Below are 25,795 nucleotides of genomic sequence, written 5' to 3' on the forward strand. Positions count from 1 at the left end.
CTAACTGCCCAGCCAATAAACTTAGGTTTTTCTCTCCAAACACATGGAGTTTTGTGGCTTTTTTGATGAGAACCATACCAACTCAAAACTTAATTAAAAATGCTTGAAATATATCTAGTCGTGAACACTATGCTTTTTTCAATGTAGTTACTTTAACTCATCCTTTGCACCATCAGAGTTTCACCAATTCACCGTGATCCTGGACATAGCATCAACCTAGGATGGAGCGACAAAAACAGTTTCCCGCAAAGAAGATTGCACAAGCTGGCTCAGGCGTTCTAAATCAGAATAGACCAACGATACATCTCCGAGGGGGGGCATGGGTATGAGCATACTTACGGCCACCCAAGGCAAACGTTCGCCACGATTCCATTGATACTTTTGATCTTGCCAAAACCAGTGATGGGGAGCCGGATGTCCGCCATCTGGCAGAGCATACCATTGAGCCACAGCAAAGGTCTGGCTAGATGTCCAGGCTCGAAACGCATCAACATTCAGTGTTCCAAATCGTAAACGACGATGATCAGAGGTTTGCCATTTTTGAGCCCCCTTGATATCAATCCACTCAACTTCAGGCTGATCGTTTGCTTGCCCCTGAGGTTTTAGGAAGAGTACCATCTGCTCTGAGGTAGCCTCACTAGTATGGGTCAATTGTTGTACTGACCACTGAGAGCCACTCATGGAAATCTTCTGTTGAAAGTCTTCAGACCACCCATCTATAGCCAATCCTGTTTCCTTTAAATCGCGAATAGCACGAATTTGCGCTACCCCCGGAGGAGACTGCCACGGCCATTGAGCATACATATAACGAGGAAGAGCAGCAGCAGCAATAATGATGGCCAGGGCAACAACAACCAGCCACTTTACCCAAGATCTAGGCTTGGCATCCGAGGAAAATAATGACAAAACCATTGGCTCAAAATATCCATAGAGGAGCGCTTTTCTTCTGGAACATAGCGTTAGAAATCAACAGGAGGAACTTGCTTCACAGCTCGACTATTGTCTGCATAGACATTTTTGAGCGCTAGATTAGTGGGTATGTGGTCCTGAATAGCATTAACTATCAAAACCAAGGACCCTAGCATGATGGCAGAGTAAAGATCGCCTCCCCAGCTTTCATGCAACCAGTGAAACGCTTCGGACATGCTGTTGCCATGAAAGAAAGTCAAAATCGTATTACGGAGGATATTACCAATAACACTTACCAAAATGATGCCCACGAAAAAGATGCCTGTACGCAATCTTGAACGGTATATACCAGTCCAATAGGTAAGAACTAACCCCATGTACAAACTTGTGAAGAGCATTTTCAAGCCCGCACAGTGGGGGGCAACTTCCACGAGTTGCTGATTCATACTTAAGTAGATGTTGTTAACTTCTACTTCGTAGCCAAAACCATGCAAAATAGCCCCTGCTACGGTAGCGATTAACCGCTGTAGTGGCAAAATGTGAGGTTCAATCAAGTAGGGCAGCTGTGTCGGGGTAGAAAAGACAATCAGGATCAACGGAAACAGCATCAGTCTTAGACCAGATGGCCCTTTGAGACATAAAAGCAATCCCGTTAACATCAAAGGCAGTGATAAATTTACCGCATCCATCACTCCACTGGCATAGAACACAAACCCTAAGACCAAACACATAATGCCGGACCAATGACAGTTGTCACTGAGTCGTTGCCAGGTGTGTCGTTTGTCCCAAACAAGTTTGCCAGCTAAAGGAAGGCCTAAGATGCCATGACTAAAGTACTCATGTTGGATACTAATATTCTTGTTAATCCAGCCATCCCAAACCCAGTGGTAGAGTAAGGGGCCATAGAGAATAGCCAGACAGCTAATCACTATCAGTTCAAGTGTCCACCGCGAAGCTTTAGATTGAGGAACGCTAATCATAGCTGGTATATCAAAATCATTGAGTTTGTTAAATCAAAACTGGATGTGCTTTCACTACTTTCGCAATGGTCTCTACCACGTACTCTAGCTGGTTGTCAGTCATGCCGGGGAACATGGGTAACGATAAAATTTCCTGGCTTAGCCGCTCGGCAATGGGAAAATTTCCAGCGCCACATCCTAAATGATGGAATGCAGGCTGCAAATGGCAAGGAACTGGATAGTGAATTCCAGATTGGATATCCTCAGCCGCCAGTTCTTGCTGCAGACGTGTGCGATCAACGGGGCAGTCTTGGGTCAGACGAATAACGTAGAGATGATAGACATGGCCACTGCCGCTGTCGTTGACCATGGGGAAAATACCTGAGTGAGCTAACGGGCTCAGGGCTTGATCATAGAGTTTGGCCAAACGATTGCGATCGCAATTCCATGCGTCTAAATGAGCCAGCTTAATCTGTAATACGGCTGCCTGTAGCGTATCTAAACGGCTATTCGTCCCACCAGGATCAGTATGGTAGTACTTGCGAGTTGAACCATAATTGCGCAGGGATCTGACCGTTTGAGCCACCAGCTCCTGCTGAGCCACCACCATCCCTCCATCGCCCATTGCCCCCAGATTTTTACTGGGATAAAAGCTAAAAGCAGCTGCTAAGCCAACGCTACCCGCTTTCAAGCCCTCTCGTTCAGCACCGTGGGCCTGGGCAGCATCCTCAAAAACAATGACATCGTAGGCCTTAGCCAAAGCTCGCAACGCCAGAGGCGAAACCATCTGACCGTAGAGGTGAACAGGAATAATCGCCCGAGTCCTGCGGGTAATGGCTTGCTCTACAGCCGTCAAATCCATCAAGCCTGTCTTTAAGTCACAATCCACAAAAACAGGTGTAGCTCCAGCCTGCAGCACACCAATTAAGGTAGCTACAAAGGTATTCACTGGCAAAACCACTTGGTCTCCAGGACCAACACCACAGGCCTGCAGCCCCAAGGTCAGCGCATCGGTACCAGAACCAACCCCAACCCCATGACAAACGCCACAGGCTGCAGCAAACGACTGCTCAAATTGAAGTACCGACCTACCCAGAATATAGTCGCCCCGATCCGCCACAGCTGCCATTGCCGCCAGTAGCTCAGACCGTAGCGGGTGATGTTGCTGAGCTAGATCAACAAAGGGAACAAAGCTTGGACTAGCCATGATGTGAAATCTCTAGGGACATACTGGCAATTGCTCCCATGATGTTTACGATGACCAACACATATTGATTGGATTAATCGCCATTTTTAAAATATTCCCTACATAAAGCTAATTAGCACCTGAGGGAAGTGCAATCTAGCCAAACTTGGCTGATACAGCTGTTGAGACGAGATTCATCAGGACCGGATTGGCACACCAACGGTTCTACTACTCAGTTTCCCTTGTTGACTTAATAATTGTGCATCCCTACCTTGTGAATTCTCTATAAAGCTTATGGAATAGCTTCGTCTCTGCTTCAGAATTGACGCTGGTCATATCTAAGCTTATGGTGAGCGGAATTTAAGTCATCCACGGTAATTTTCCTATTTTTTACTCACAGTATGGATATTAAGACAGCCCGAGATGTGGTGATGACCCAAGCGGATTTGACTGTGTCTGATTCGTTTTTGACACGATTAAGGCAGCATCAACCACCCGTACCTGGGCAAATGACATCGCTATTGTTAGCCCTAAAGACACTTACAGCGGATCTCAAAGCTGCTAAACAGTTGGAGCTCACGTTGGTCTATGCCTTACATCAGTTAGCTTATGAAAGTCGTCAGTTCTATGAGCAAGGTAAACGGGCAAGAGTAGAGTGGCCTCCTTTGTTAGATGCTGATATTGAACGGATTGCGATCGCAATCGCTCAAATCTTTAAAGGTGACGCATAATTGCATCTGGCCCAATATCAATGCTTAGTCGCACTGCCTTTATAAAAATAGCCAAGCAATTTTGGTAGATCGATCGCATAAAATTCCTCTAACTCCACCTGATCAAAGACGGTCTTGACCAAATTGGCCATTGGTCGATCTAAATGACAGCCATCAGCAACCCGTCGCTGTAAAGGGGTAATGCGTCGCTGCCAGGTACTCACCCCAGGTTCAGGGCTCAGGCCATGCTCAATAAAAAAGAATTTGCCACCCGGTTTAAGCACTCGATGGACTTCGGATAGGGCCTGATCAATGTGGAGAATACTGCATAGGGTCCACGTACAAACCACCGCATCAAAACTTTCTGACGCCATCGGCAACGCTTCAGCACTGGCTATTTGTAGAGTGATATCTAGATTTGAGCTTTGGATGCGTGGAGTTGCGATCGCAGTCATTCCTTGATTAGGGTCCACAACCGTCAAAGCAGTCACACCATCGCTGTAGTAAGGCAGATTCAACCCCGTCCCAAAACCAATTTCCAGAACCTGCCCCTTAACCGACTGCAGCAACGACTGACGGTAGCTCCCTAACTCTCGACCGGACATGGTCAATTCCAACAAACGTGGAAAGATCAGTCGCGAATACAATTCCATGATTTACCCCCAAAACCTTCAACAATATCCACCTAAAACATCAATACTGCCTACCCAGGCTAAATAGTAGTATCTTGTTGACTCCACCGATTATCACCAAAGGCCTTATGGACTCACTGAAGGGACGGAATCTGCTAAGCATGGCAGATTTAACCAGGGCAGAACTGCACGGAATTCTAGAATTAGCAGCACAACTCAAGGCGGGTACTAAACAGCCCAAATGCCCGAATAAAGTGCTTGGATTAGTGTTTTCCAAAGCATCTACTCGTACCCGTGTCAGCTTTTCAGTGGCCATGTATCAGTTAGGGGGTCAAGTTCTTGACCTTAACGCTGGCGTCACCCAAGTAGGCCGTGGTGAACCAACAGCCGATACTGCCCGCGTGCTCGATCGCTATCTAGATGTGGTGGCAATTCGCACTTTTGAACAATCTGAGATCGAGGAATTTGCCCAGTATGCTTCAATACCAGTGATTAACGCCCTCACAGATCTTGAGCATCCCTGTCAAATTTTGGCCGATTTACTCACCCTCAAAGAAGCATTTGGTAGCCTAGAAAATTTAACTATGGCCTATCTAGGAGATGGCAACAATGTTGCCCACTCTCTCATGCTGGGCTGCGCCCTGGCAGGCGTCAATGTTCGAGTCGCAACGCCCGAGGGCTATGGCCCTAACCCCGCTGTGGTCAATCAAGCCAAACATTTAAGTCAAGGCCGCAGCGATGTCATTATTACAACCGACCCCAAGGCTGCAGCCCAAGGCAGTCATGCCCTCTACACTGATGTCTGGGCCAGCATGGGGGAAGAATCGGAAGCAGCATCCAGAATCCCTAAATTCCAGCCCTACCAAATCAATCAGACTATCCTGGACATGGCAAACAAACAGGCAATTGTGCTTCATTGTTTACCTGCCCACCGTGGCGAAGAGATCACCAACGATGTCATGGAAGGCCCTCAATCGCGTCTCTGGGACCAAGCCGAAAATCGTCTTCACGCCCAAAAAGCCTTACTAGCCGCTATTTTGAACGCAGTTTAAACAGAGCCAAAACTGTCAAACAGCTCAAAATAGATACTCCTAAGGCTCCAGATAGGGGATTGCCATGGATACCGGTTACCCATTCAGGCACACGCCCCGAAGGGATGACTAAATCACCCACGTCCACAATGTAATATCCCCACACCAAGCCAGCATGCAAACCCATGGGCAACGCTAAACTGGCAAAAGTAGGTTTGAGACGACTTATATATCGTCCAGCCCCTAGAATCAACCCGAGCAGTAGCAATCCCAAAAATTGTGGAGATGTACTCAAAACTTCTGGCAAAGGCTTAATAAAGTGCGCTATTGCAAAAATGAGGCTACTCCACAGGATGGCCTGATAGCGGGGCAAGCTGGTCTTGAGTTCAGCCAGTAACCAACCACGGAATAATAGCTCCTCAGCAAATCCAATGGCCAACCCTACCAGCAAGCCTTCTAAGGCAATACCAGTCAACGACCGAGGGTAAAAGCTGGCCCAACCCAGCAGCACTTGTAAGCCAAACATAGCCACTACCAAGCCAAAGCCCACGAGTAAAGCAACGCACCCATCGCTGACAAACTGCCTGCGACACAGCAGACCATAATGGCTCCAGGGTTGCCGCCACTTATGTACCCAGCGCCCCCAAAACCAAGCAATACCAATAAAGCAGCTATATAAAAAAACGAGTGCGACAATACTGGCTATATTGGACAACCCCCAAAGAACACCGACTCCATACACAGGCACTGCCAGCGGGGCCCAAAGCAGCAACAAGAGGGCAAAAAATATAAGAATCCGCCCAGGCAAGATAACCTTGGCAACTTGCCGACAGTACCTGCTCCAACGCATCATAGCCAGGCAACCAGTAGTAGCTGACAGAAACAATTAGACATAGAGGCGTAGGTAGGGACAGTCACTTATTCGTCTGGCTCTATGGTGCTAGTCAGCCCTTTTGAGCGCAACATCTCACTGTAAAACTCAGCGTGTTCTAGCTCACACACAATGACTAGACCAACACCTGCATTATGGGCTTGCATCATAATATCGACCGCCTGCGGCACTGAGAGACTAGGGACGGTCTTAACCAGGGATTCAACTACATACTCCATAGAGTTGAAGTCATCATTATGTAATAGGACCCGATAGCGGGGAGCATGCTGCCGCTTATTGGACGTAACTGTTTTTTCGATTGTCCCTGTAGACACCATGGTCTTATTTATCCGTTAGATCAAGCAAGTTCACTTTAGAAGGACGTTTAACCTATGGATGATTCCAAAACATAGGCCAAACGCACCTTTTTTTAATTTTAACCAGAACTTATCTTAAAACTTAGGCAGAAGGTCGCAAACAGATATCAGACAAGGGATTGCTGATTGTCAATAATTTCGACAAGCTTAAAAAGCAACAAATAAATAATTTAAGTAAATGTTTCGAAACACACTTAGTGGTAGCGTATTAGCTAATTTAACAAAAATTGAACTTTTGCATCTCATTCAGCCATAAAGTAGCCGTATAGTCATTAATTCCTTGATTTATAAGGGATTTAGACAATCTCCCACCCTAGTTACTTGTTTATCTCCATTCTTTTGATTGAAATTTCTTTTTCAAAATGGTTAACATAAATCCTGGGCAAATTGTTTATCTTGAATGCTTAGATCAGCGTCTCTATGTTGAGGCAATTCAGTTGGCTGGCTCAGCACGCCTATGGTGTAGGCCCTTGATGCTGGTTGGTCACCTGCCTCATGGCTCTCGGCAGCAGCAACTGATGATTGCGAAAGCCGCTGCTGATTTAGAAGCATGCAGCTTAGAACTCTACGATTTGAAAACAGCCCCTGATCTGGTCTGGCCAATCGATAGGTTTAAGCTAGCGTTAGATACAGACTTTTTTGCACTGCTGTTCCATTTACGGATTGCTGACGATACTGGCCCTGAAGAACTAGCAAAGCAACGTTTTCAATATTTCTTACACACATGTTGGAACACCGGCAACTTTGATGACGATACCCCTCACTCATCAACAAAGTTAGTCTCAATCAGATAAATATCTTTTATTAAGAAAAATAGAAGCTTGACTAGCTGTGTGCGGACAGAGAAATTACAATTTCTACAACTGCTATCGCACAGTTGGAACTAGTTTTATACGGCCCTCATCCATTTCGCTCATCAAAAGCTCAAGGGCTTCATAATCAACCTCAGAAATATAGCCTAAGCGTGAAAGCTCAGAGTTGATTTTTTCTTCAATATCAGGAGTCAGCTGCTTTGTGTAAAGAGCTTTCTCTACCAGCTGACGAATTGCAAACGAGTGCATGGTGCTCCTAGCAAGTTTTTAATAATGATGTATTTCCCAAGAGGCCATTTTCCAATCTGGAATAGAGGCTTCCTAATTTGGGGCTATCTCAAGTGAAACTGCTGAAGTTGGCAAACTCAGTGATCCGCATCACTCAGAGCATGGCAATGCTACATCACTATCAATGACGTAGCATTCGCTACTGTTTGTTCAATTGACTTTTTAGAAACTTCAAAGAATTGGACCAGACATTAAGATTCCACAAAGCGTTGTTGGTCATCTGGGCAAGCTCAGATTCCTCAAGTTAGCTTCAACGACATATGGAAAGGTCGTGGTCCGACACTTAATTTCAATCTAATCAAACTGATAGGAGACAGATTATGCGTAGCGTTGAAACATCAGTTAAGGTTGTGCGGCCTGTAGGCGCTCTGACATCCGCTAATGTTGATGCTTTTAAAGAAGAGATGATACATGCTATTACCTCTACCAGTGCTAATGAGGTGGCAATTGACATGGCGGCAGTGGACAGCGTGGACAACTCTGGGCTCATTGCATTACTTGCTGGATGTGATACTGCTAAGCGGCATCGCAAGCGTCTAAGTCTGTGTGATGTTGCCCCTCGGGTACGGATTGTCTTTGAATTAGCACAGCTTGATCGGGCTGTTTCTATGGTTGATAGTCAAGAACTACAGGCTGCTTAGTATTCCCTACAGTCGTTATCGCTGTTCTCTGAGGCTTTGGCAAAGGTTGTGATAACAGCAGTCTAATCAACTTAGCAACGATAGCGAATGGTCTTCCCACTGATGGGAAGACCATTCGCTTATGGTGTGAATTAGCTATAGTTGTTAATGCTTAAGTTGCTTTTTATTTGCCGTGGCCATCGCTGTAGATCAACTGATCACCCCAGATATTAATCGTCCTGCTCGTTACTTGGGTAATGAACTTGGAGCAGTACACAAGGTGTGGGACACTGCTACGATTCGCTGGGTGCTGACATATCCAGAAATTTATGAGGTGGGAGCCTCAAATCTGGGACATATCATTCTCTACAGCATTATTAATCAACAGCCCAGACAGCTGTGCGATCGCGCCTACTTACCCGGTCCAGATTTAGCTACAAAGCTAACAGAATCCCAAACTCCTCTCTTTGGTGTCGAGTCTCGCAAACCATTAACTGACTTTGACATCCTGGGCTTTAGCCTTAGCTATGAACTAGGGGCTACTAACATCCTAGAAATGCTGACCCTGGCAGGTATTCCCCTCACCTGGCAAGAACGCAACAGCGAAGGGCCGTGGGACGAATCTAGCTGGCCGATAATCTTTGCAGGCGGTCAGACCGCCACATCCAACCCAGAACCCTACGCCGATTTTTTTGACTTTATCGCCCTGGGTGATGGTGAAGAGCTGTTGCCAGAAATTGGCTTGGTGCTTGAAGAGGGCAAAGCAGCTGGCATGACTCGCCAAGAAATTCTGCTGGACCTGGCCCAGGTACCTGGGGTCTACGTTCCCCAGTTTTACGACATGGCTGATGATGGTTCAGTCCACCCGAATCGTGACGATGTTCCAGCGCGGATTCTCAGACGAGTTGCTACCCCCATTCCTGACTATTCCATTGGGTTAGTCCCCCATGTGCAAACCGTCCATGATCGTCTCACCATCGAAATTCGCCGAGGATGCACTCGCGGCTGTCGCTTTTGCCAGCCCGGCATGCTGACACGCCCGGCGCGCGATGTCGCTCCTGAACAGGTGATCGACACAATTGAGCGCGGCATGCGAGCAACAGGTTACAACGAATTTTCGCTGCTTTCCCTCAGCTGCTCAGACTATTTAGCGTTGCCAGCAGTGGGGGTTGAGGTTAAAAATCGGCTAAAAAACGACAACGTCTCCCTTTCTCTACCCAGTCAGCGTGTTGATCGGTTTGATGAAAATATTGCTCACATTGTTGGGGGTACTCGGAAAACAGGCCTCACCTTCGCTCCAGAGGCCGGCACCCAGCGGATGCGAGACATTATCAATAAAGGGCTGACTAATGAAGAACTCCTGCGTGGGGTCAAAACCGCACACGAACAAGGCTGGGATAAGGTCAAGCTCTACTTCATGATTGGCTTGCCCGGAGAAACGGATGTCGATGTGCTGGGAATTGCCGAAACTATCCAGTGGCTACGGCGAGAATGTCGCACCAAGGGACGCAGGGCCTTGAATTTCAACATCACGGTCTCTAACTTTACTCCCAAACCCCATACGCCTTTCCAGTGGCATTCTGTTTCAACCAGTGAGTTTAAACGTAAGCAGGCTATGCTACGAGAAGCATTTCGCCCTATTCGTGGGGTAAAGGTCAACTTCACCGATGTGCGCATCTCAGCGATGGAAGACTTTGTTGGTCGAGGCGATCGACGGTTAGCCCCCGTAGTCCGACGTGCCTGGGAGTTAGGGGCCGGCATGGACGCTTGGTGGGAAAGTCTAGAACGTGCCTTCAATGCCTGGACTCAAGCGATTGATGATGCCGGTTTAACCTGGAAGTATCGCCAGGTGGAACAGGGAGAGTGGAACCTGGGCGAATCGTTAGAACAGGAGACTCCACCACAGACAGAGAGTTTTGACCGTTGGCAAAAAGCGATGGACACACCATTGCCCTGGGACCATCTAGACACAGGTATCGATAAGAGCTGGCTTCAAGACGATCTGCGACGGGCATTGGCTGCAGCCGTCGTTCCTGACTGCTCGTTTGAGGGCTGCTCCCATTGCGGAGTATGCGGCACTGACTTTGGCCACAATATCGTGATTCCGCCCTTACCCATCCCTGTTTTTGAGGGACATGCCAAACCTAGCTCTGAGCGAGTACAGCGGCTGCGAATCACCCTGGGTAAGCTTGGGGATATGGCTCTGATCGGTCACTTAGACTTGGTCAGAATGTTGGACCGTGCTGTTAGACGAGCGGCACTGCCAATTTCGTTTACCGGGGGCTATCACCCAGGTCCACGCATTGCCCCGGCCAATGCCCTATTGTTAGGGGCAACGAGTACTGCAGAAGTGATTGATTTTGAATTAATTCAGCAGATGGACATTGCTGAATTTAAACAGCGATTGCAGGTACAGCTTGCTAACACTCTACCCATTTATGATGTTCAAGCGGTTGATATTAAGGCTCCATCAGCGACTAAAGCCCTGGAGCAGGCTGACTACTTGCTAGCGATCACCGCACCACACGGTGACTGTGAAATTCCCTGGCAGTTTTGCATTGATCAAATCTTAGCTGCGGACGAAATTCTAGATACCCACACAACTAAATCTGGCAAGATCAAACAAATTAATTTAAGAGAACGTCTACACAGCCTGGAGCTCATCAACCCTATCCCTAATCACTTGCCTGATAGCATTATTCACAAACTCAAGATGACGGGTGATGTCGTCATTCGCTACGTTGGCAGCTGCCGGAATGATGGCAACATGCTGCGTCCTGAACAGTTAATGCGTATGTTAGAACGACAACTACCAGAGGATCAGACATTACTTTTGGGACATGTGCATCGTCAGCGGCTAATTATGGCCTAGCGAGTTGCGTTAGATAGGTGCAGTTATGAAATTCATTTTGTGGCCAGCTATCTCAATTGTGTGGCTGTTGGGGCAGTACGCTTTCGCCCAAGCACCAGAACAGACAAATGAGTCTGGAGGTGGGTTCTGTCAAAGCTTCATCGCACAAGCCTGGCGGTATGGAGATGCGAGGGACAACAATGCAGCGAACAATGATCCTTCCTCTCAGCAGGCATTGCTTAAAGGCCAGATACAGGCTATCTGTCTAATCAATGAGGTGCAACCAAGAACCGATGAGGGTGCGATCGCAAGCGACGAGCAGCCATCACCTGAGACCTTCACAATACCGAGTCTGTGGTGGCCACAAATTCAGGTAGGCGATGCTATCAATGAACGTTTAATTGATAGTTGGCGAGCTTACGACAACAGCGGCAACACCGATCAAAGTCGCGAAATACCCTCGAACAACGCCTCCCACGTAGATGTGGTAGTCAATGGTCAGCTATGGCCATCCCTGAATTATTTAGAGCGATATTCCTTGATGAATCAGCTGGGACAGAGTGCTAAAGATTACCGCTATCAGCTCCGAATTTTTATCGGCAACCGCCCAGTAGGGTTGCAAGTCTGCGATTTCGATGGAGATATTGTTAGTCCGATTCCCTTAGAAAGCCCAACAGTACCCGATGAAGTTGTACTTACACCCGTTTGTGCTGTTGTATTGAATTACTTTGATCCAGGTGCAATTCGGGGTAGTCGTCAGCGCTAAACAACGCCGCTAGATTTGCTTGCCCCTCTTGAGATAAGGGCAACAGCACTTCGCCATGGTCGGGCACCAGCAGTGTCTGCTTGTCTAACTGAGATGGCACATCCGCATCCGGCGAGAAAAATAAAGGCGATAACCCATAGCTCGATACTGAGATTTGAGTTGCGATCGGAGGCTGCCAACAAAATTCCATCCAGGATTGGGCGGCTTTATTGAGTTCTGCACCAGCTGGAGCCACCCAAAGATCGCTGGTGAGCACAGTTCCTTCTTGGGGATGAACAGCACCAAGCCGTTGATAGCGCACTAATGTCGCCAAGATATCACCGCTCCAACCTACCGCTAACCAAACATCCTCATTAACAAGGGCCTTTAAATAAGCCTGGGAATCAAACACCTTCACCTGACGATAGAGCGCTGAAAGTTGCTCTTTGACATCATCTCTAGCCAAAGCCGCTTCATCGTTAACCGAATATTGCAATGCCTGCAGAACAATAGAGGCGACTAACCTAGGTTGATTTAAGATGGCAATCCGCCCAGCTAACTCTGGTCGCCAGAGATCAGCCCACTTAGTAATGGGCTTATTGTTGGTATTTACCTTGAAGATGTGCTTTTGGTAAGCAATCATCAATCCCTGGGTGCGATAGGGAACTGCCCACAGCTTGCCATCGGGGATGGATCGTTTTTGATGATCACGACGTAACAGTCGCTGCCAGGGCTCGGGCAAGGTTTTTACTACGTCCAGCTCTGGTAAGGGTTGAATTAGATCTTGAGCGATCGCATGCTCCAACCAAGGATCGCTGAGGGTGACGAGATGAGTGTCCACATTAGCAGACACTGTCCCTTCTGGGGTTGAATTGCCTAAAGGAATTAACCGTCGCCACAGAGGTGGAGATAACGGTGTCTGAGCCTGCCACCATTGCAACTGCTGATAGATATCAACCAGGCTGGTTTCAGCCTCAAACCGGGTTAGCGTTTCTCGACCAAAGGCCTTGAGAACCTGAGACGGCACTGAACGTGCTAGCAATTTCACGTTTAAGTCAGCAGACGCACTGGGACGACAGCTAGCAACAGCAGTCCCTAAACCTAACAATCCCCACATGACTGTGCGTCGTTTTACCATGTTGTTTTGCTAAACTGCCTACCTAACCTAGCTTAATAGGTGAGCAAAATCCTATATAGAACACTAATAAAAACTTGCGATCGCCAATAAAAAGGGCAAGGCTTTGCAACCTTGCCCTTTTTAACTGTTGACGGTATTTAGACGACGAAATCAGAAGTCGTGAAAAACTAGTCAAATGTCGCAGGTGCAGAGAAGCGAGTTTTACCAGCGCCCCACATATCACCCATCACCTTAGGCTGAAGCAGAATATACCCTGAAATGGCTACCAAATCATCATCGGTCAGACTGCGCATTTTAGGAAAAATGTCGGTGCTCTGAGTACTGGGATGTAGTTCAGAAATCTCGGTCAACCCATCGTATGTTGTTGGGTTGTTCAAATAATCTACTAGCGCTTCCAAATTATTGCGGTTAGGATAAGCTCCTTCCAAAGCTTCTGGTTCTAGACCAACGTTTGGATTAGTCTTAGTAATACCCTGCACATGACAAGTAGCACAGGCGTAATTAAATTTTTTCCGGCCCTGGGAAACCTGCTCTAAGGAAAGCACAACTGTGTCACCCTGCTCATTCAGGGGAATGGTACGGATATTTTCATCCAGTTCAGCCGCCATCGCGTTGCCACCTACAACTAGGTTACCGACAAGAAAAACAGCCGCGACCACCAGCCAAATGCACTTTTTCAACATGATTCTCCTCGAAATGGATCGCCCACAAAAGACGCAACACAGCACAAAGCAATAAGCCCAATAACACCAGGCTAAGCTCGCGATTTGCAGCTATCTGATGATTCAGTTAGCCAATATTTAATAACTATCATGCCACCGATAGGGTCAATTCCCAAAACAGTTACAGGCTTGACTATATAACCGGTTTGATCGGCACCGGTTGTCCGTTAGCTGCTCTTTCCAGAGAGACATGACTCAGAGAGGGAGACAATTCAGGTAGCTTATGCAAACGAATCAGCTGTGCGATCGTATCTTTGAGCTGAGTACGCGGCACAATTTTGTCGACAAACCCGTGCTTGAGAAGATATTCCGCTGTTTGAAAGTCGTCTGGTAGCTTTTCTCGCAGCGTTTGTTCAACCACTCGACGCCCGGCAAAACCAATAGTCGCTTTGGGCTCTGCCAAAATAATATCCCCCAGCATGGCAAAACTGGCGGTGACTCCCCCTGTGGTGGGATGGGTGAGAATTGGCATATACAACAGACGGCTATCGCGATGGCGTTCTAAAGCCGCTGAGATTTTAGCCATTTGCATCAGGCTCAACATCCCTTCCTGCATGCGAGCACCGCCAGAGGCACAGACGATCACAACAGGGAGACGGGTTGCCGTTGCTTGCTCAATCAAACGAGTAATCTTTTCGCCAACCACCGAGCCCATGCTGCCGCCCATGAAGCGAAAGTCCATGGCAGCTAAGGCAATACCTTCACCGTTGATCTGGCCGATGCCAGTTTGGACACCGTCCTTAAGTTTGGTCTTATTTTGCATGTCGCGTAGCCGGTCGCTGTAGGCTTTGCGATCGCGAAATCGTAACGGGTCTTTAGGAGCAATTTGCTCATTTAACGGCTGCCACGTATCGGCGTCAATCAGTTGTAGAACCCGCTCATCGCTGAAAACACGATAGTGATGTTCACATTCCGGGCAAACCATCTGATTAGCCCGAAGGTCCTTGGTGTAAGTCAGTACTCCACACTCGCCACACTTAGTCCAAAGACCGTCAGCAATTTCCCGCTCCTGACGTTCTTGGCTGATGGGGCTTTCTTTCTTACGATTTGCAAACCAGTCAAAAAGGGACATAGACCCTGATCTCGATACATCGCTTTTTCCAATCCTACCGGCTAGCCTTCCTACCTGGAATAGCCTGCAGCGATTTTATCGTCGTGATAGATTACGACTCGTCCTAGAAGAATAGACTCAAATAACCGCGTATCAAGGCATTATCAAAAAATATGCTAATTCCTGCACCCAAGGCTAAAAATGGGCCAAAGGGAATCGGCCGACGACGATCTAGACGCCTGAGTACTATCCCCAGACCACCGACCATTGCCCCCAACACTGAAGCCAGCAGAATACTTAGAAGCAATCCTTGCCAGCCTAACCATGCCCCCAGCATGGCAGCCAACTTACCATCTCCACCGCCCATCACGGTCTTACCAGTCACTATGGCCCCCACAAGACCAATCCCATCAAATAACCATAGCCCTAAAACACTAGCGGCCACACTAGCTCCAAGAGCCCATACTACGGTTTGATCAGTGGCCAAAAACCCTTGAGCCAGCCACCCCAAACATACCCCGGACATGGTCAAAGGGTTTGGCAAGGTCAGGGTATCAATATCTATCAGGGCCAATGCAACCAACCAGCTGATCAAAGCCCAATACAAAGGTGTCTCCAGACTCCAGCCAAATCGTAACCACAACGCCACATAGAGAAACCCGCTCCCACCTTCGACCAGGGGATAGCGAGGTGAAATGGAGGCTCGACAATGGCGGCAGCGCCCACGCAACCATAGCCAACCAAAGACGGGCACGTTGTCATAAGTCCGCAATCGTGTCAGACAATGGGGACAACGAGATGGGGGCGACAACAATGAAAGTCCAGCAGGTAAGCGATAGATAACAACGTTTAGGAAACTACCAATGGCAGCCCCTAGCACAAAGACAAATAGGGAGGGCACTAAGCTACTTGGCATTTAGTGCAGGCCTGGCTCTAACTGAGTCAGAGGAATAAAACTCTCATGGGGTAAAAGTACTGGTTTGGGGCCAAAGATGAGCTTGCCACGGCGAGTAGTACGACCGATGGCCACACCAATAGGACGCTCTATCACGTCTGGATGCACCTCATAGTAGGTGCGATAAATATGACGAGCCGCTCGCAATAAGGCTGGGTCTAACATGGACGACGGGGACCGTAAATTCAGCGGACTCCGTTGCAAACCAGTTGCGGCCACACTGGGGTGAACGGCCGCCTCACCATAGTTACCGTACTCTGGCCGCTGTAAAGATGACACGACTGAATACCTCTCTTGCTTAATAGTACTTTTGTGATTGAACTGTCTTGACGTTAGACAAATTCAGTGATGAATTCAGCAGTGTACTCGCTGAAAATACCCTATGTCCGCAAATGGAAACAGCCCTGCCACTATTCAGTACAATAATACTAGCGATCATCTATTGATTGTGCCAGGGTTTTTAACCGTTACTCAGCCAGGGTCTGCAAAAGAGCGTTTCCCATAGCTGTACACCCAACTATAGTCATACCTTCGGCCATAATATCGCCGGTACGATAGCCTTGGTTGAGGACTGTATCCACAGCCGTTTCAATCATGTTGGCGGCCTTAGGTTGGTTCAAACCATAGCGCAGCATCATGGCAGCACTTAGAACCTGGGCCAATGGATTGGCTTTATCTTGACCCGCGATATCGGGAGCTGAACCATGGACAGGCTCAAATACCCCCGGACCTGTCGCCCCCAAACTAGCTGAGGGTAACATACCAATACTGCCTGTGAGCATTGCTGCTGCATCGGAAAGAATATCACCAAATAGATTGCCTGTGACAATGGTGTCAAACTGCTTAGGCCAGCGCAGCAGCTGCATGGCTGCATTGTCTACATACATATGGGTCAATTCCACATCACTATAGTTGTTACTGAGGGCCGTGATGCGATCGCGCCACAGCTGAGACACTTCGAGGACATTAGCCTTGTCAACTGAACAGAGGCGACCCTGGCGCTTTTGGGCAATTTCAAATGCAACCTGACCAATGCGGTCAATCTCGGTACCGGTATAGGCCATGGTGCTAACCCCTCGCTGGTCACCATCGGCGTCAAAAATGCCTCGGGGTTTGCCAAAGTAAATGCCGCCAGTCAGCTCGCGAACCACCATAATATCTACCCCTTCAACCACATCACGCTTGAGGGACGAGGCATTTATTAACTGAGGCAAAATGGTGGCCGGACGTAGATTAGCAAATAATTGCAGGCCAGCCCGCAGTCCTAACAATCCTGTCTCTGGCCGCTGGGCTCGGGGCAATGAATCCCACTTATAGCCGCCAATAGCTGCCAACAATACTGCATCACTTTGTCGACAGGTTTCCAGGGTTTCATCGGGCAAAGGATTACCGGTGGCATCAATGGCACAACCACCAATGGGCGCTTCGGTAAAGTCAAACTGGATGTCTAACTTCACACCGACCGCCTTAAGAACATCAACAGCAACTGCTGTAATTTCAGGGCCAATGCCATCGCCGGGAAGAAGAGTAATACGAAACTGCTGGGTCATGGAGGCGACTCGGATGATCAGAACATCATATTGTAAGCATGGTGAAGTACGCGAAGCGATGGGCGACTACATTTATCTTCATGGGTTTGCATCTGGACCTCAGTCCTTCAAGGGCACCTGGCTGCGATCTCAATTTGCAACCCACGGCATTGACCTACAACTCATGGACCTCAACCAAGGAGACTTTGCTCATCTGACCCTAACCCGCCAAATTACTCAGGTCATCCAGCAACTCCCAGGCCCCACCACCCTGATCGGCTCTAGCCTTGGGGGTCTAGTCGCCGCCTGGGTAACCCAGCAATCAGCACACGTTGAACGCTTGATTTTACTGGCCCCTGCCTTTCAGTTTTTGAACCAGTGGTTACCCCGACTCAGCCCAGAACAACTTAACCAATGGGAATCCACAGGCTGGCTGTCGATATACCACTATGGTTTCCAGTCCCAGCAACGATTGCACTATGATTTTTTGACCGATGCCCAACGTTACCCAGACAGCCAACTAAAAAAGTCTATCCCCACGTTGATTCTTCACGGAGACCGCGACGAAATCATCGCGGCAGAGACCAGTCGTCTCTACGCTCAGCACAGACCCTGGGTAACATTGCTTACCCTTGATACCGATCATGGCATGACCAACGCCATGGCAGCCATTTGGCCCCTAATCAAGGACTTTTGTGCCCTGTAACAATCCACAAATCAGCGACAGCAAAATGGCACAATAAAGAGCCTACTGCCCATAGTTTTTCCATGCTGCCCTTCCTGCGTGCTGATCTGGCCAAGCTCAAAGCATATCAACCACATCCGCCCATTCCAGAACCTTACGACCAACTGGATACCAATGAGAGCCCGATTGATCTGCCCACAGAGATCAAAGCTTCTCTGGCAGCTCACTATCAGCAAATCATTGCCGCCAATCGCTATCCTGATGGCGGACACAAATCACTAAAACGAACCATTGCCGAGTATGTGTGCGAGTCTGCGGCAGACATAGCAGCCCATCAGATAACGACGGAGAACATATCCGTCGGTAACGGTTCTGATGAGCTCATTCGTTCCTTACTCATTGCTACAGCCATCGGTAATGGCTCCATTTTGGTTGCCAGTCCCACGTTCTCAATGTACGGAATCCTGGCTCAAACCTTGGGTATTCCAGTAGTCGATGTAGGCCGCGGGGAAGACTTTCAGATTAATTTGGAGCAGGCCCAAGCTGCGGTGGAAGAATTTCCGATCCGAGCAGTGTTTATGGTGCATCCTAACTCTCCCACCGCCAACCCCTTAACATCAGCTGAAATTGACTGGCTCCGGCAGCTGCCAGACGATGTACTAGTAGTGATCGATGAAGCTTACTTTGAATTCAGTGGACACACGCTGGTAGCTGATAGCCTCAGTCGTAGCAACTGGGTGGTGTTGCGAACATTTTCGAAAGCCTTTCGCCTTGCAGCCCATCGGGTTGGCTATGCCGTGGCCCAGGCAGAGCTGATCAACGCCCTCGAAAAAGTTAGGCTGCCCTATAACTTACCCAGCTTTTCCCAAGCTGCAGCCCTGGCCGCTTTAAGCCATCGCACAGAACTGCTAGCAGCCGTAGAGACCACCCGCCAAGAACGAGAAAACTTGACCGCGTGGTTAGCTCAACAACCCATGATCACCCAGTGGCCTAGTGCAGCCAACTTTCTTTACTGCCGCTTAAGTAATAAAGGGCTATCTCAGCTAGGCATGACCCAGGCCGAAGGGCTCCATCATATTTTCACCCAACTACGTCAGCAAGGCACACTGATACGCTACACAGGGGGTGGTCTGCGCATTAGCCTAGGCACAGCGGCGGAAAATCAGCGTACACAAGCTCACTTACAAAGCATTATCGGCTGATCCAGCTGTCAGTTGTCTATGGGAAAAAGTGTCGACCCCCATAGACAACTTTCCAGTATCGATTTTCTAACGCCCCATCCCTTGGCGCACACGACGTACGGTTTGAGGTAATACCCCAACCATCAAAGCAAACGCTTCATTAGGCACATTATCAATAGTGCTTTTATCAAAATAGGTCTTGAACTGATCCAGAATCATCTGTGCTCGATCTGCAGAACGCGGCTGATCGGTAAAGTTTTGAGTGAGGCGAATCCACTGTAGACGGATCTTGAGTGCTTTTTGATGATCTTCGTGGTCATGGGGTTCAATCAATGACAGATTGCCAAGGGGAATGATTTTATGACATCCCTGATCGAAGTCTCCGCCCACAGCTGCTCCGGGACCCGCAAATTCAGCATAAAACTCACGAAAAAGAATCAGGCCGTTACGACGACGACTATTGACGACTAGCAAATCGCCACGATTGATTTTTTTGAGCAGACTATCAACAGCTAGGGTTTCATTCACAGGCACATTAGAACTTGAACCGAAAGGCTGCTTTGCTCGCTCAGTCCACCACTTTACCGTACCATCCTCTAGATGCATAGCATTACCAGAGGGTGGTTTTGCTTGCACAGTAAAAATATGGGAACGTTTCTGGTCAAGGCGTTTGACCGACGACGAGTAGAGTGAAGGTGGTTTGGATTGAGCATCCATCATTTTAGAGCGTCTACCTGAGGCTGAGGTAATTCAGACTAGTTACTCTTATTTGATACGAGCACAATAACTTTAGTGCACTAAATCAGTAGAGTTTTATCCAGTCTTTGATAGTTACCAGTCCCTCCTCATACTCACTACATAAAAAATAATATTTATCAGGAGTATATGGATAATTTCACGGGGTGTAGGGTTCTAGACACTGTATCTAAAGTTCCATATGACCACTGCATATACGTAAATGACTGGATTTCCATTATTCTCTCGGAAATTCCTATTCGTAGAAATTAAGTTTAAATATTTTAGAAAAACAGCTCTTTAACCATCATTTGCCGCCGCTGCCACGGATGTATTTGATTACAGGCGCTATAGCCAATCTTTCGATATAGCGCGATCGCAGGTGGATTATCGGTTGCAACATGTAAGTAAAGTTGCTGACAGCCCCAGGCTCGACCAACATATTCACAGGCGAGAAGCATTTGCTGAGCTAGACCTCGACGACGATGGCGAAAATCCACCGCCACGTTAGCAATGTAGGGACGACGAGGCTGGAGCGGCTGCCAGAATTGAGATCGCAATGATATTTCCACCGTTCCCACAATGGCCGCCCCAGCAGACTTATCAACCACAACTAGACAACCATACTGACCGGTTGAGGTCTTGAGGCGGCGATTGATATCTTCTCGAATACCCAAACGCATCAACGGGTAAAGCCAATGATTGAAGGGATCTTTAGGATAAAAACTAGCTAGAAGTAGCTCAACTAACTGAGGTAAATCGCCGGGAGAGGCAGGTCGTAGCCGGTAATCTTGGGGCAGAGTGTGGACTCTATCCCAGTTCAGGATGGACATGGTGAGCAGCTTACCAGCTGGGGAACTCTGAATAGGTGATAGGACCATTCAACCAGGTAATGTTCACATCGTAATCAATGGTTAGAAGCTGGGTCCAAGGGCGCACTACATTTTCTGCAATCTATACATTCCTACAGTCGATTAGATAAGCAATAGGGTGCATGTCCAGTCCAAAACCGAATCGACCCGTCCACATCGCCAAGGCCAAGATTTTAGTCGTTGACGATGAGTCTGACAATTTAGACCTGCTCTATCGCACGTTCTATCGAGAATTTCAGGTCCTGAGAGCAGCGAATGGGCTAGAGGCACTGTCATGCCTAGCCGAACATCCCGATACAGCGGCAATTATTTCAGACCAGCGCATGCCACGTATGAGCGGTAAAGATTTGCTGCTACACGTGACTCAGCATTATCCCAACACCATCCAAATTATGTTGACTGGCTACACCGATGTGGCAGACCTGGTTGACGCCATCAATACGGGCAAGGTGTTTAAATACATCACGAAACCTTGGGATCAAGAGGAACTGAGAAGCGTAGTCCAACAGGCTGTAGAAACTCATCTGGTCCTTAAGTCTAGAACTCAAGATTTAGATCGAATTCTAGAAAAGGAAACCCTACTCAACGAAAGTACCAATACTATTCGCAGTGCCGAAACCTCCCAAGAAATGCTACAGGTCATTACCCACACCGTGGGTAAAGCATTTGAGGCCGATTACTGTGTCCTGCGTGCTTTATATGACGCCCCTGGTCAAAGACAGCATTATTGGACGTACCAAGCAGAGTCAGCCACCACCATTGACGGTCAGCTGCTAGCAAATACCGTGCTCGACACCAGTAATCTGCAAGTCCTGACAACGCCACCTCGTCTTGATCAAAATGCTTATCACGCCCTGGCTCCCTATGCCAGCATTCTCATACCCCTGACTAGCAAGCGAGAAACTCTGGCGATCTTAGCTCTACACCATTGCCAGCAACCGAAGCTTTGGCAACCGGAAGAACTTAAATTGCTCACCACTCTAATCGACCAGGCTGCCCTGGCCCTAGCTCAAACTTGGACTTATGAACGGGTACAGGCTTTAGCCCAGCGAGAGGTCTTAATTAACACAATTACCCAAGCCATCCACAGCAGCTTGGAACCCAAACAAATTTTTGCTGCCATCACGCAGAAATTAGGACAGGCCCTACAAACAGATGGCTGTGCTATTTCTCTGTGGACCCAGGACGATGACTATGTCGACTGTGTGGGTCTATACGATGCTCAACAAGCAAAAATTCTGACACGGCCAAAATCCCAGGTCAAAATTAGCGACAATTCTATCTTGCAAGAACTTCTAGCCAGCCGTTCACCCGTCGTGTTGGATGATTTATCGGCATCGACTACGGCTACTCATCTATCACTCCATCATCAGACAGCAGCGCTGCTAATAGTCCCCCTGATTACCGATGGGCACATTATCGGTAGCATCAGCTTGCGCCAGACCCAGCCACGGCACTGGCATATGGAAGAAATTAACTTGGCCCAGGCGGTGGCCAATCAAGCCGCCATTGCCGTACAGCAGGCGCGTTTATACCAAAAAACCCGTCAACAAGCTGAACAATTACTGGCCCTAGACAAACAGAAGACTACTTTTTTCCAGAATATTTCCCACGAGTTCCGCACCCCCTTAACTCTGACTATTGGACCTTTGGAAGCAGCCGTGGAACAGAAGACTGGTCTCAGTCTAGATCAATCAGTGATGGCACTGCGCAGTTCGCGACGATTACTCCGCTTAGTGAACCAGCTGCTTGATCTCCAACGTCTGGATGCTGGACAGATGCAGGCCACCTTCTATCCTTGCGATTTTGACCAGGTGGTGGAAAGCGTTGCCGAGGCATTTCAGACCTATTGCGATCGCAAACATCTAACCCTCACTACTCAAATTCAGCCTTGTCCATCGGTTTACCTCGATCTCGAGAAATTTGACAAAGTGCTTTACAACATCCTGTCTAACGCCGTAAAGTTCACACCGACAGGAGGCTCTATTCAAATCACTCTCAACACCTTTGAACAACGTTGTTATCTAGAAATCGAAGATACGGGCATTGGCATTCGTAAAGAACAATTACCCCATATCTTTGAACGCTTTCAACAGGCCGATGGCTCTGCCAGCCGCACCCATGAAGGCACAGGATTAGGATTGGCCCTTGTCAAAGAGTTAGTGGAACTGCACGGCGGGAAAGTGCGCGTTTCCTCCACCTATGGCACCGGCACTCTGTTTACCATCGAACTGCCCGTAGGTGCTGAGCATCTACCTGCCGACCGCGTCAGCAAAAATAGCCGCACCCTAGAGCAGCGACGTGCGGCTGTCGAGCTTGCCGATCTGCACGCCCAAGTAGCGACGCCATCAGATACATTGCAAACTTCAAATAGTGAGCAAGCAGCTACTCTGGCAAACCCTAGTCAAAATATCGTCCAGGCGACGGCCCAAAAAGACATAACCGTTCTTGTCGTTGATGACAATCCAGATTTACGTAGCTATGTGGCCAGTATCTTAAAGCGTCAGGGGTATCGCATTGAAACTGCGGACAATGGGGCCAGTGGTCTGAACATCGCTACTCAAATTCGGCCTCAGCTCATTGTCACTGACCTAATGATGCCCCAGGTATCGGGCATAGAAATGATTCAGCGCATCCGCCTCGATCCTCATCTCCAGGGCACACCGATTATCTTACTCACAGCCAAGGTCGATGATGACACCCGTCTAGAAGGCGTTGAACAAGGGGCAGATGCATATATTTCCAAGCCATTTAAGGATCGTGAACTTTTAGCAGCAATCCACAATTTGTTAGCACTGAAGGCCAATGAACGTCGGATAGCAGACCACAATCAATATTTAACTGAATCTGTACTCAAACGGTTTTTACCAGCTACTTTGGTGCAAAAAGCAGCGCAAGGGGAACTTCAACTCAATTTACAGCCAGAACCACGATTGGTAACGGTCTTATTCAGCGATATTGTCGGATTCACTCAACTTTCCAATACGCTGCGATCGCGACGAGTAGCCGAACTACTCAACGAATATTTTGAAGTGATGACCCAGGCTATTTTTGCCCATGGCGGCACCGTCGATAAATTTATGGGGGACGCTGTTTTAGCCCTATTTGGAGCTCCAGAGCCCTTAAGCCCCAATGAACAAGTTAGACGTGCGATCGCAGCGGCCCGACAAATGTACCAAGCCCTCGAAACACTTAATCAAAAATGGACCCAGCAAGGCACACCGACGGTGAAGTTTCGCTGTGGTATTCATCAGGGCACCGCTGTAGTCGGCATGTTTGGCAGTGCCGAAAGAGCCGACTATACTGCCATTGGCCCTAGCGTCAACATTGCCGCCCGCTTGCAAGCCGCTGCCGACGGTAAAAGCATCCTGGTTTCTGCTGCCGTCGCCGACTACCTCAACGAAAAGGAAATCTTTAAATGCAGACCCCTTCAGCTGAAGGGAATTGATGAAACCGTTCTGACATTTCATGTCAAAACAACACCGCTAGAGGCAATTTTGAGACCTCAGTCCTCAGCTACAACTTCTTACCCCGTCGGCAATCCATAGCTGTGCATAATATGCCGCATTCGTTTTTTCGCCCGTGACACTCGCTTGCGCAGGGTCGCCTGGGTGGGAATATCTGTTTCTCCAAGTGCGGTTAAACGACTGGTAATTTGTTCCCACGACAGCTGCTCAATAGTACGCCACACCAAAAGCTGTGCCGTATGATCATCTTCGCGCGACAAGGCCCTGAGCGCTTTATACAGCAAGTTAATTTCGTGGCTCAAGTCAATAGCTTCTAACACATACTCAGGCTCGGCACTAATGCGATACTCAACATCGTCGTAGCTTTGGGAGGCCTGACGTTGAGCCTGGCGACTCTTTTCACGCACAATGTTGAAAGCTGTACGTTTTAACCAAGCATGGGGGTTGTAAATTACTTCGCCCTGACGCTGTCGTTTTTTACCCCGCAAATAGGCTTCAAACAAAATTTCATAGGGCTCAAACTGGTGTATCAATCGAAACTGATAGAGATGACGACGCACCGTAGCCAGAGTGGAGTAGGCGTAGGAATTACCACTACCTAAAATTTCTGAAAGGGCAAGATCCAAAACATCCAATAACGGCAAGTCAGGTTGGTCAGCCATACCAATGAGCCAGGTAATTCTCTTAATAGTGACGTTCAGTGTGAACTAGTGACATTCCGCACCATGGCTATAGTTGTTCAGAGGTACGTAGATCTGCGGATTAGACACCGCCATTCATCAGAACAAAGTCGGCTAATTGAGAAATCATCTGATATTAGCCGTCACAGCCCTGTAGCCCCAGCCACTAACCACTTAGCGTATTTATTCAGCACACTGCAATGGAGACAATCCCATGTCCAGCAACTCAAGCATCAATCATAGAAGCCTGAGCGCTTATAGCCAGCAACATCGCGACTTGATCCAAACCTATTGCCAGTTATCTGTTCAGCCTACCCTAAATGAAAGTGATACAGAGCAACTTGATGCCATTTTGGCCATTGCTGAGGCCGATCCGCTAATTAGTTTTTTAATCGACGAGGCGGACCATATGTTAGCTCACTTCCATGGTTTAATCGACGAGAATTATATTGTTGAGCAACAGCAAAAAATACAGACCTGTCTTAACGAAGCATGGCTAGATGAAGCGTTTCAGGATCTAGCCCACCGTCTCCAAACATCCCAGCGCAAAAATCTGCAGCAATACCTCAAAGAGGAGGGCTTTTATAGCGGAGCCATTGACGGCGTTATGGGGCAATCGACTAAAGCCGCCATCCAGCAATGTTGCGTTCAGCAGGGACAACTGCCACAGCCATCACCAATTCATACCCCTGATACCGCCAGCCAATAAAAAGGCTGCAGCCTTTTGCCAGAGAGGGTTTTAAGGATTTAAGCAGACGGTGTCTACTGACCCAATCATTGTATTGACCA

26 protein-coding genes are annotated in these 25,795 nt (G+C 48.2%); 10 read left to right on the forward strand and 16 right to left on the reverse strand.

The features are described from left to right. Positions 1-216 precede the first annotated feature (216 nt). The 3 genes from N836_RS71870 to N836_RS71880 are packed head-to-tail and all read right to left on the reverse strand — an operon-like array spanning position 217 to position 3,075. The gene (locus N836_RS71870) at positions 217-912 is read right to left on the reverse strand and encodes a cyanoexosortase B system-associated protein (RefSeq protein WP_023077003.1); all 696 of its coding nucleotides are present in this window, start codon (positions 910-912) and stop codon (positions 217-219) included. A gap of 47 nt (positions 913-959) precedes the next feature. Next, positions 960-1,889, reverse strand: a complete 930-nt coding sequence (gene crtB / locus N836_RS71875; RefSeq protein ID WP_023077004.1) for a cyanoexosortase B — start codon at positions 1,887-1,889, stop codon at positions 960-962. Between the two features lie 28 nt (positions 1,890-1,917). Beyond that, on the reverse strand, positions 1,918-3,075 hold the full coding sequence (locus N836_RS71880; protein ID WP_023077005.1) for a DegT/DnrJ/EryC1/StrS family aminotransferase: 1,158 nt from the start codon (positions 3,073-3,075) through the stop codon (positions 1,918-1,920). A gap of 380 nt (positions 3,076-3,455) precedes the next feature. Between N836_RS71880 and N836_RS71885 the strand changes: the two genes are divergently transcribed. Then, on the forward strand, positions 3,456-3,785 hold the full coding sequence (locus N836_RS71885) for a hypothetical protein (RefSeq protein WP_023077006.1): 330 nt from the start codon (positions 3,456-3,458) through the stop codon (positions 3,783-3,785). Positions 3,786-3,802: 17 nt separating this feature from the next. Here the strand turns inward: N836_RS71885 and N836_RS71890 are convergent, their stop codons facing one another. Further along, positions 3,803-4,417, reverse strand: coding sequence for a class I SAM-dependent methyltransferase (locus N836_RS71890; protein WP_023077007.1), 615 nt, complete (start codon positions 4,415-4,417; stop codon positions 3,803-3,805). A 107-nt stretch (positions 4,418-4,524) separates the two neighbouring features. Here N836_RS71890 and argF point away from each other — a divergent pair, with 107 nt between their 5' ends. Continuing rightward, on the forward strand, positions 4,525-5,448 hold the full coding sequence (gene argF, locus N836_RS71895; protein WP_031294763.1) for an ornithine carbamoyltransferase: 924 nt from the start codon (positions 4,525-4,527) through the stop codon (positions 5,446-5,448). Here the strand turns inward: argF and N836_RS71900 are convergent. After that, positions 5,429-6,199, reverse strand: a complete 771-nt coding sequence (locus N836_RS71900) for a CPBP family intramembrane glutamic endopeptidase (protein WP_161635065.1) — start codon at positions 6,197-6,199, stop codon at positions 5,429-5,431. The two genes, argF and N836_RS71900, sit on opposite strands and share 20 nt — an antisense overlap. A gap of 146 nt (positions 6,200-6,345) precedes the next feature. Then, positions 6,346-6,636 carry an ATP-dependent Clp protease adapter ClpS gene (gene clpS, locus N836_RS71905; RefSeq protein ID WP_006516948.1) on the reverse strand — a complete coding sequence of 97 codons (291 nt, stop codon included), beginning with the start codon at positions 6,634-6,636 and terminating at the stop codon, positions 6,346-6,348. Between the two features lie 401 nt (positions 6,637-7,037). On the opposite strand from clpS, the gene N836_RS71910 reads away from it, so the two are divergent. Next, positions 7,038-7,469, forward strand: coding sequence for a hypothetical protein (locus N836_RS71910; RefSeq protein ID WP_023077010.1), 432 nt, complete (start codon positions 7,038-7,040; stop codon positions 7,467-7,469). A gap of 72 nt (positions 7,470-7,541) precedes the next feature. On the opposite strand, the gene N836_RS71915 is transcribed toward N836_RS71910, so the two are convergent. Next, entirely contained in the window at positions 7,542-7,736 is a 195-nt protein-coding gene (locus tag N836_RS71915; protein WP_023077011.1) for a hypothetical protein, read from the reverse strand. 359 nt (positions 7,737-8,095) lie between these two features. On the opposite strand from N836_RS71915, the gene N836_RS71920 reads away from it, so the two are divergent. The 3 genes from N836_RS71920 (at position 8,096) to N836_RS75070 (ending at position 12,012) form a co-directional block, all read left to right on the forward strand. Beyond that, positions 8,096-8,416, forward strand: coding sequence for an STAS domain-containing protein (locus N836_RS71920; RefSeq protein WP_023077012.1), 321 nt, complete (start codon positions 8,096-8,098; stop codon positions 8,414-8,416). 172 nt (positions 8,417-8,588) lie between these two features. After that, a complete protein-coding gene (locus tag N836_RS71925) occupies positions 8,589-11,267 on the forward strand; it encodes a TIGR03960 family B12-binding radical SAM protein (RefSeq protein ID WP_023077013.1) in 2,679 nt (892 codons plus the stop codon). 25 nt (positions 11,268-11,292) lie between these two features. Beyond that, positions 11,293-12,012, forward strand: a complete 720-nt coding sequence (locus N836_RS75070; protein ID WP_031294766.1) for a hypothetical protein — start codon at positions 11,293-11,295, stop codon at positions 12,010-12,012. Here the strand turns inward: N836_RS75070 and N836_RS71930 are convergent. The 6 genes from N836_RS71930 to leuB form a co-directional block, all read right to left on the reverse strand. After that, positions 11,942-13,129 (reverse strand): extracellular solute-binding protein, encoded by a 1,188-nt coding sequence (locus tag N836_RS71930; RefSeq protein WP_081717029.1) that lies wholly within the window; start codon positions 13,127-13,129, stop codon positions 11,942-11,944. The two genes, N836_RS75070 and N836_RS71930, sit on opposite strands and share 71 nt — an antisense overlap. A gap of 167 nt (positions 13,130-13,296) precedes the next feature. Beyond that, positions 13,297-13,812 carry a photosystem II cytochrome c-550 gene (gene psbV / locus N836_RS71935; protein ID WP_023077015.1) on the reverse strand — a complete coding sequence of 172 codons (516 nt, stop codon included), beginning with the start codon at positions 13,810-13,812 and terminating at the stop codon, positions 13,297-13,299. A 172-nt stretch (positions 13,813-13,984) separates the two neighbouring features. Then, entirely contained in the window at positions 13,985-14,923 is a 939-nt protein-coding gene (gene accD, locus N836_RS71940; protein WP_023077016.1) for an acetyl-CoA carboxylase, carboxyltransferase subunit beta, read from the reverse strand. Between the two features lie 103 nt (positions 14,924-15,026). Beyond that, on the reverse strand, positions 15,027-15,818 hold the full coding sequence (locus N836_RS71945) for a prepilin peptidase (RefSeq protein ID WP_023077017.1): 792 nt from the start codon (positions 15,816-15,818) through the stop codon (positions 15,027-15,029). Then, entirely contained in the window at positions 15,819-16,136 is a 318-nt protein-coding gene (locus tag N836_RS77800; RefSeq protein ID WP_051394721.1) for a hypothetical protein, read from the reverse strand. Positions 16,137-16,324: 188 nt separating this feature from the next. Beyond that, entirely contained in the window at positions 16,325-17,407 is a 1,083-nt protein-coding gene (leuB, locus tag N836_RS71955) for a 3-isopropylmalate dehydrogenase (protein WP_023077019.1), read from the reverse strand. A gap of 13 nt (positions 17,408-17,420) precedes the next feature. On the opposite strand from leuB, the gene N836_RS71960 reads away from it, so the two are divergent. Both N836_RS71960 and N836_RS71965 read left to right on the forward strand, forming a co-directional pair. Further along, positions 17,421-18,092, forward strand: coding sequence for a YqiA/YcfP family alpha/beta fold hydrolase (locus tag N836_RS71960; protein WP_235071198.1), 672 nt, complete (start codon positions 17,421-17,423; stop codon positions 18,090-18,092). Between the two features lie 62 nt (positions 18,093-18,154). Next, positions 18,155-19,273: a histidinol-phosphate transaminase gene (locus tag N836_RS71965; RefSeq protein WP_023077021.1), complete on the forward strand. Its 1,119-nt coding sequence runs from the start codon at positions 18,155-18,157 to the stop codon at positions 19,271-19,273. Positions 19,274-19,339: 66 nt separating this feature from the next. On the opposite strand, the gene N836_RS71970 is transcribed toward N836_RS71965, so the two are convergent. Together N836_RS71970 and N836_RS0139945 are read right to left on the reverse strand one after the other, a co-directional pair. Then, complete coding sequence (locus tag N836_RS71970) at positions 19,340-19,972, reverse strand: hypothetical protein (protein WP_235071199.1); 633 nt, start codon at positions 19,970-19,972, stop codon at positions 19,340-19,342. 299 nt (positions 19,973-20,271) lie between these two features. Continuing rightward, positions 20,272-20,820: a GNAT family N-acetyltransferase gene (locus N836_RS0139945; protein ID WP_161635066.1), complete on the reverse strand. Its 549-nt coding sequence runs from the start codon at positions 20,818-20,820 to the stop codon at positions 20,272-20,274. A 161-nt stretch (positions 20,821-20,981) separates the two neighbouring features. Between N836_RS0139945 and N836_RS71975 the strand changes: the two genes are divergently transcribed. Further along, the gene (locus N836_RS71975; protein ID WP_023077024.1) at positions 20,982-24,407 is read left to right on the forward strand and encodes a response regulator; all 3,426 of its coding nucleotides are present in this window, start codon (positions 20,982-20,984) and stop codon (positions 24,405-24,407) included. Here N836_RS71975 and N836_RS71980 read toward each other — a convergent pair. After that, a complete protein-coding gene (locus tag N836_RS71980; RefSeq protein ID WP_023077025.1) occupies positions 24,386-24,988 on the reverse strand; it encodes an RNA polymerase sigma factor in 603 nt (200 codons plus the stop codon). The two genes, N836_RS71975 and N836_RS71980, sit on opposite strands and share 22 nt — an antisense overlap. Positions 24,989-25,220: 232 nt before the next feature. Between N836_RS71980 and N836_RS71985 the strand changes: the two genes are divergently transcribed. After that, positions 25,221-25,715 carry a peptidoglycan-binding domain-containing protein gene (locus tag N836_RS71985; protein WP_023077026.1) on the forward strand — a complete coding sequence of 165 codons (495 nt, stop codon included), beginning with the start codon at positions 25,221-25,223 and terminating at the stop codon, positions 25,713-25,715. Positions 25,716-25,795 lie beyond the last annotated feature (80 nt).

It is taken from the genome of Leptolyngbya sp. Heron Island J (assembly GCF_000482245.1).
Classification (GTDB): Bacteria; Cyanobacteriota; Cyanobacteriia; order Phormidesmidales; family Phormidesmidaceae; genus Leptothoe.

Coding starts and splice junctions, on each gene's coding strand:
- N836_RS71930 (WP_081717029.1), bottom strand. CDS start 13,129: ATGGTAAAACGACGCACAGTCATGTGGGGATTGTTAGGTTTAGGGACT.
- crtB (WP_023077004.1), bottom strand. CDS start 1,889: ATGATTAGCGTTCCTCAATCTAAAGCTTCGCGGTGGACACTTGAACTG.
- leuB (WP_023077019.1), bottom strand. CDS start 17,407: ATGACCCAGCAGTTTCGTATTACTCTTCTTCCCGGCGATGGCATTGGC.
- N836_RS71910 (WP_023077010.1), top strand. CDS start 7,038: ATGGTTAACATAAATCCTGGGCAAATTGTTTATCTTGAATGCTTAGAT.
- N836_RS71880 (WP_023077005.1), bottom strand. CDS start 3,075: ATGGCTAGTCCAAGCTTTGTTCCCTTTGTTGATCTAGCTCAGCAACAT.
- N836_RS71970 (WP_235071199.1), bottom strand. CDS start 19,972: ATGATGGATGCTCAATCCAAACCACCTTCACTCTACTCGTCGTCGGTC.
- N836_RS71985 (WP_023077026.1), top strand. CDS start 25,221: ATGTCCAGCAACTCAAGCATCAATCATAGAAGCCTGAGCGCTTATAGC.
- N836_RS71915 (WP_023077011.1), bottom strand. CDS start 7,736: ATGCACTCGTTTGCAATTCGTCAGCTGGTAGAGAAAGCTCTTTACACA.
- N836_RS71980 (WP_023077025.1), bottom strand. CDS start 24,988: ATGGCTGACCAACCTGACTTGCCGTTATTGGATGTTTTGGATCTTGCC.
- N836_RS71885 (WP_023077006.1), top strand. CDS start 3,456: ATGGATATTAAGACAGCCCGAGATGTGGTGATGACCCAAGCGGATTTG.
- accD (WP_023077016.1), bottom strand. CDS start 14,923: ATGTCCCTTTTTGACTGGTTTGCAAATCGTAAGAAAGAAAGCCCCATC.
- N836_RS71890 (WP_023077007.1), bottom strand. CDS start 4,417: ATGGAATTGTATTCGCGACTGATCTTTCCACGTTTGTTGGAATTGACC.
- N836_RS71960 (WP_235071198.1), top strand. CDS start 17,421: ATGATCAGAACATCATATTGTAAGCATGGTGAAGTACGCGAAGCGATG.
- N836_RS71870 (WP_023077003.1), bottom strand. CDS start 912: ATGGTTTTGTCATTATTTTCCTCGGATGCCAAGCCTAGATCTTGGGTA.
- N836_RS75070 (WP_031294766.1), top strand. CDS start 11,293: ATGAAATTCATTTTGTGGCCAGCTATCTCAATTGTGTGGCTGTTGGGG.
- N836_RS0139945 (WP_161635066.1), bottom strand. CDS start 20,820: ATGTCCATCCTGAACTGGGATAGAGTCCACACTCTGCCCCAAGATTAC.
- N836_RS71975 (WP_023077024.1), top strand. CDS start 20,982: ATGTCCAGTCCAAAACCGAATCGACCCGTCCACATCGCCAAGGCCAAG.
- clpS (WP_006516948.1), bottom strand. CDS start 6,636: ATGGTGTCTACAGGGACAATCGAAAAAACAGTTACGTCCAATAAGCGG.
- N836_RS71945 (WP_023077017.1), bottom strand. CDS start 15,818: ATGCCAAGTAGCTTAGTGCCCTCCCTATTTGTCTTTGTGCTAGGGGCT.
- N836_RS71920 (WP_023077012.1), top strand. CDS start 8,096: ATGCGTAGCGTTGAAACATCAGTTAAGGTTGTGCGGCCTGTAGGCGCT.
- N836_RS71965 (WP_023077021.1), top strand. CDS start 18,155: ATGCTGCCCTTCCTGCGTGCTGATCTGGCCAAGCTCAAAGCATATCAA.
- argF (WP_031294763.1), top strand. CDS start 4,525: ATGGACTCACTGAAGGGACGGAATCTGCTAAGCATGGCAGATTTAACC.
- psbV (WP_023077015.1), bottom strand. CDS start 13,812: ATGTTGAAAAAGTGCATTTGGCTGGTGGTCGCGGCTGTTTTTCTTGTC.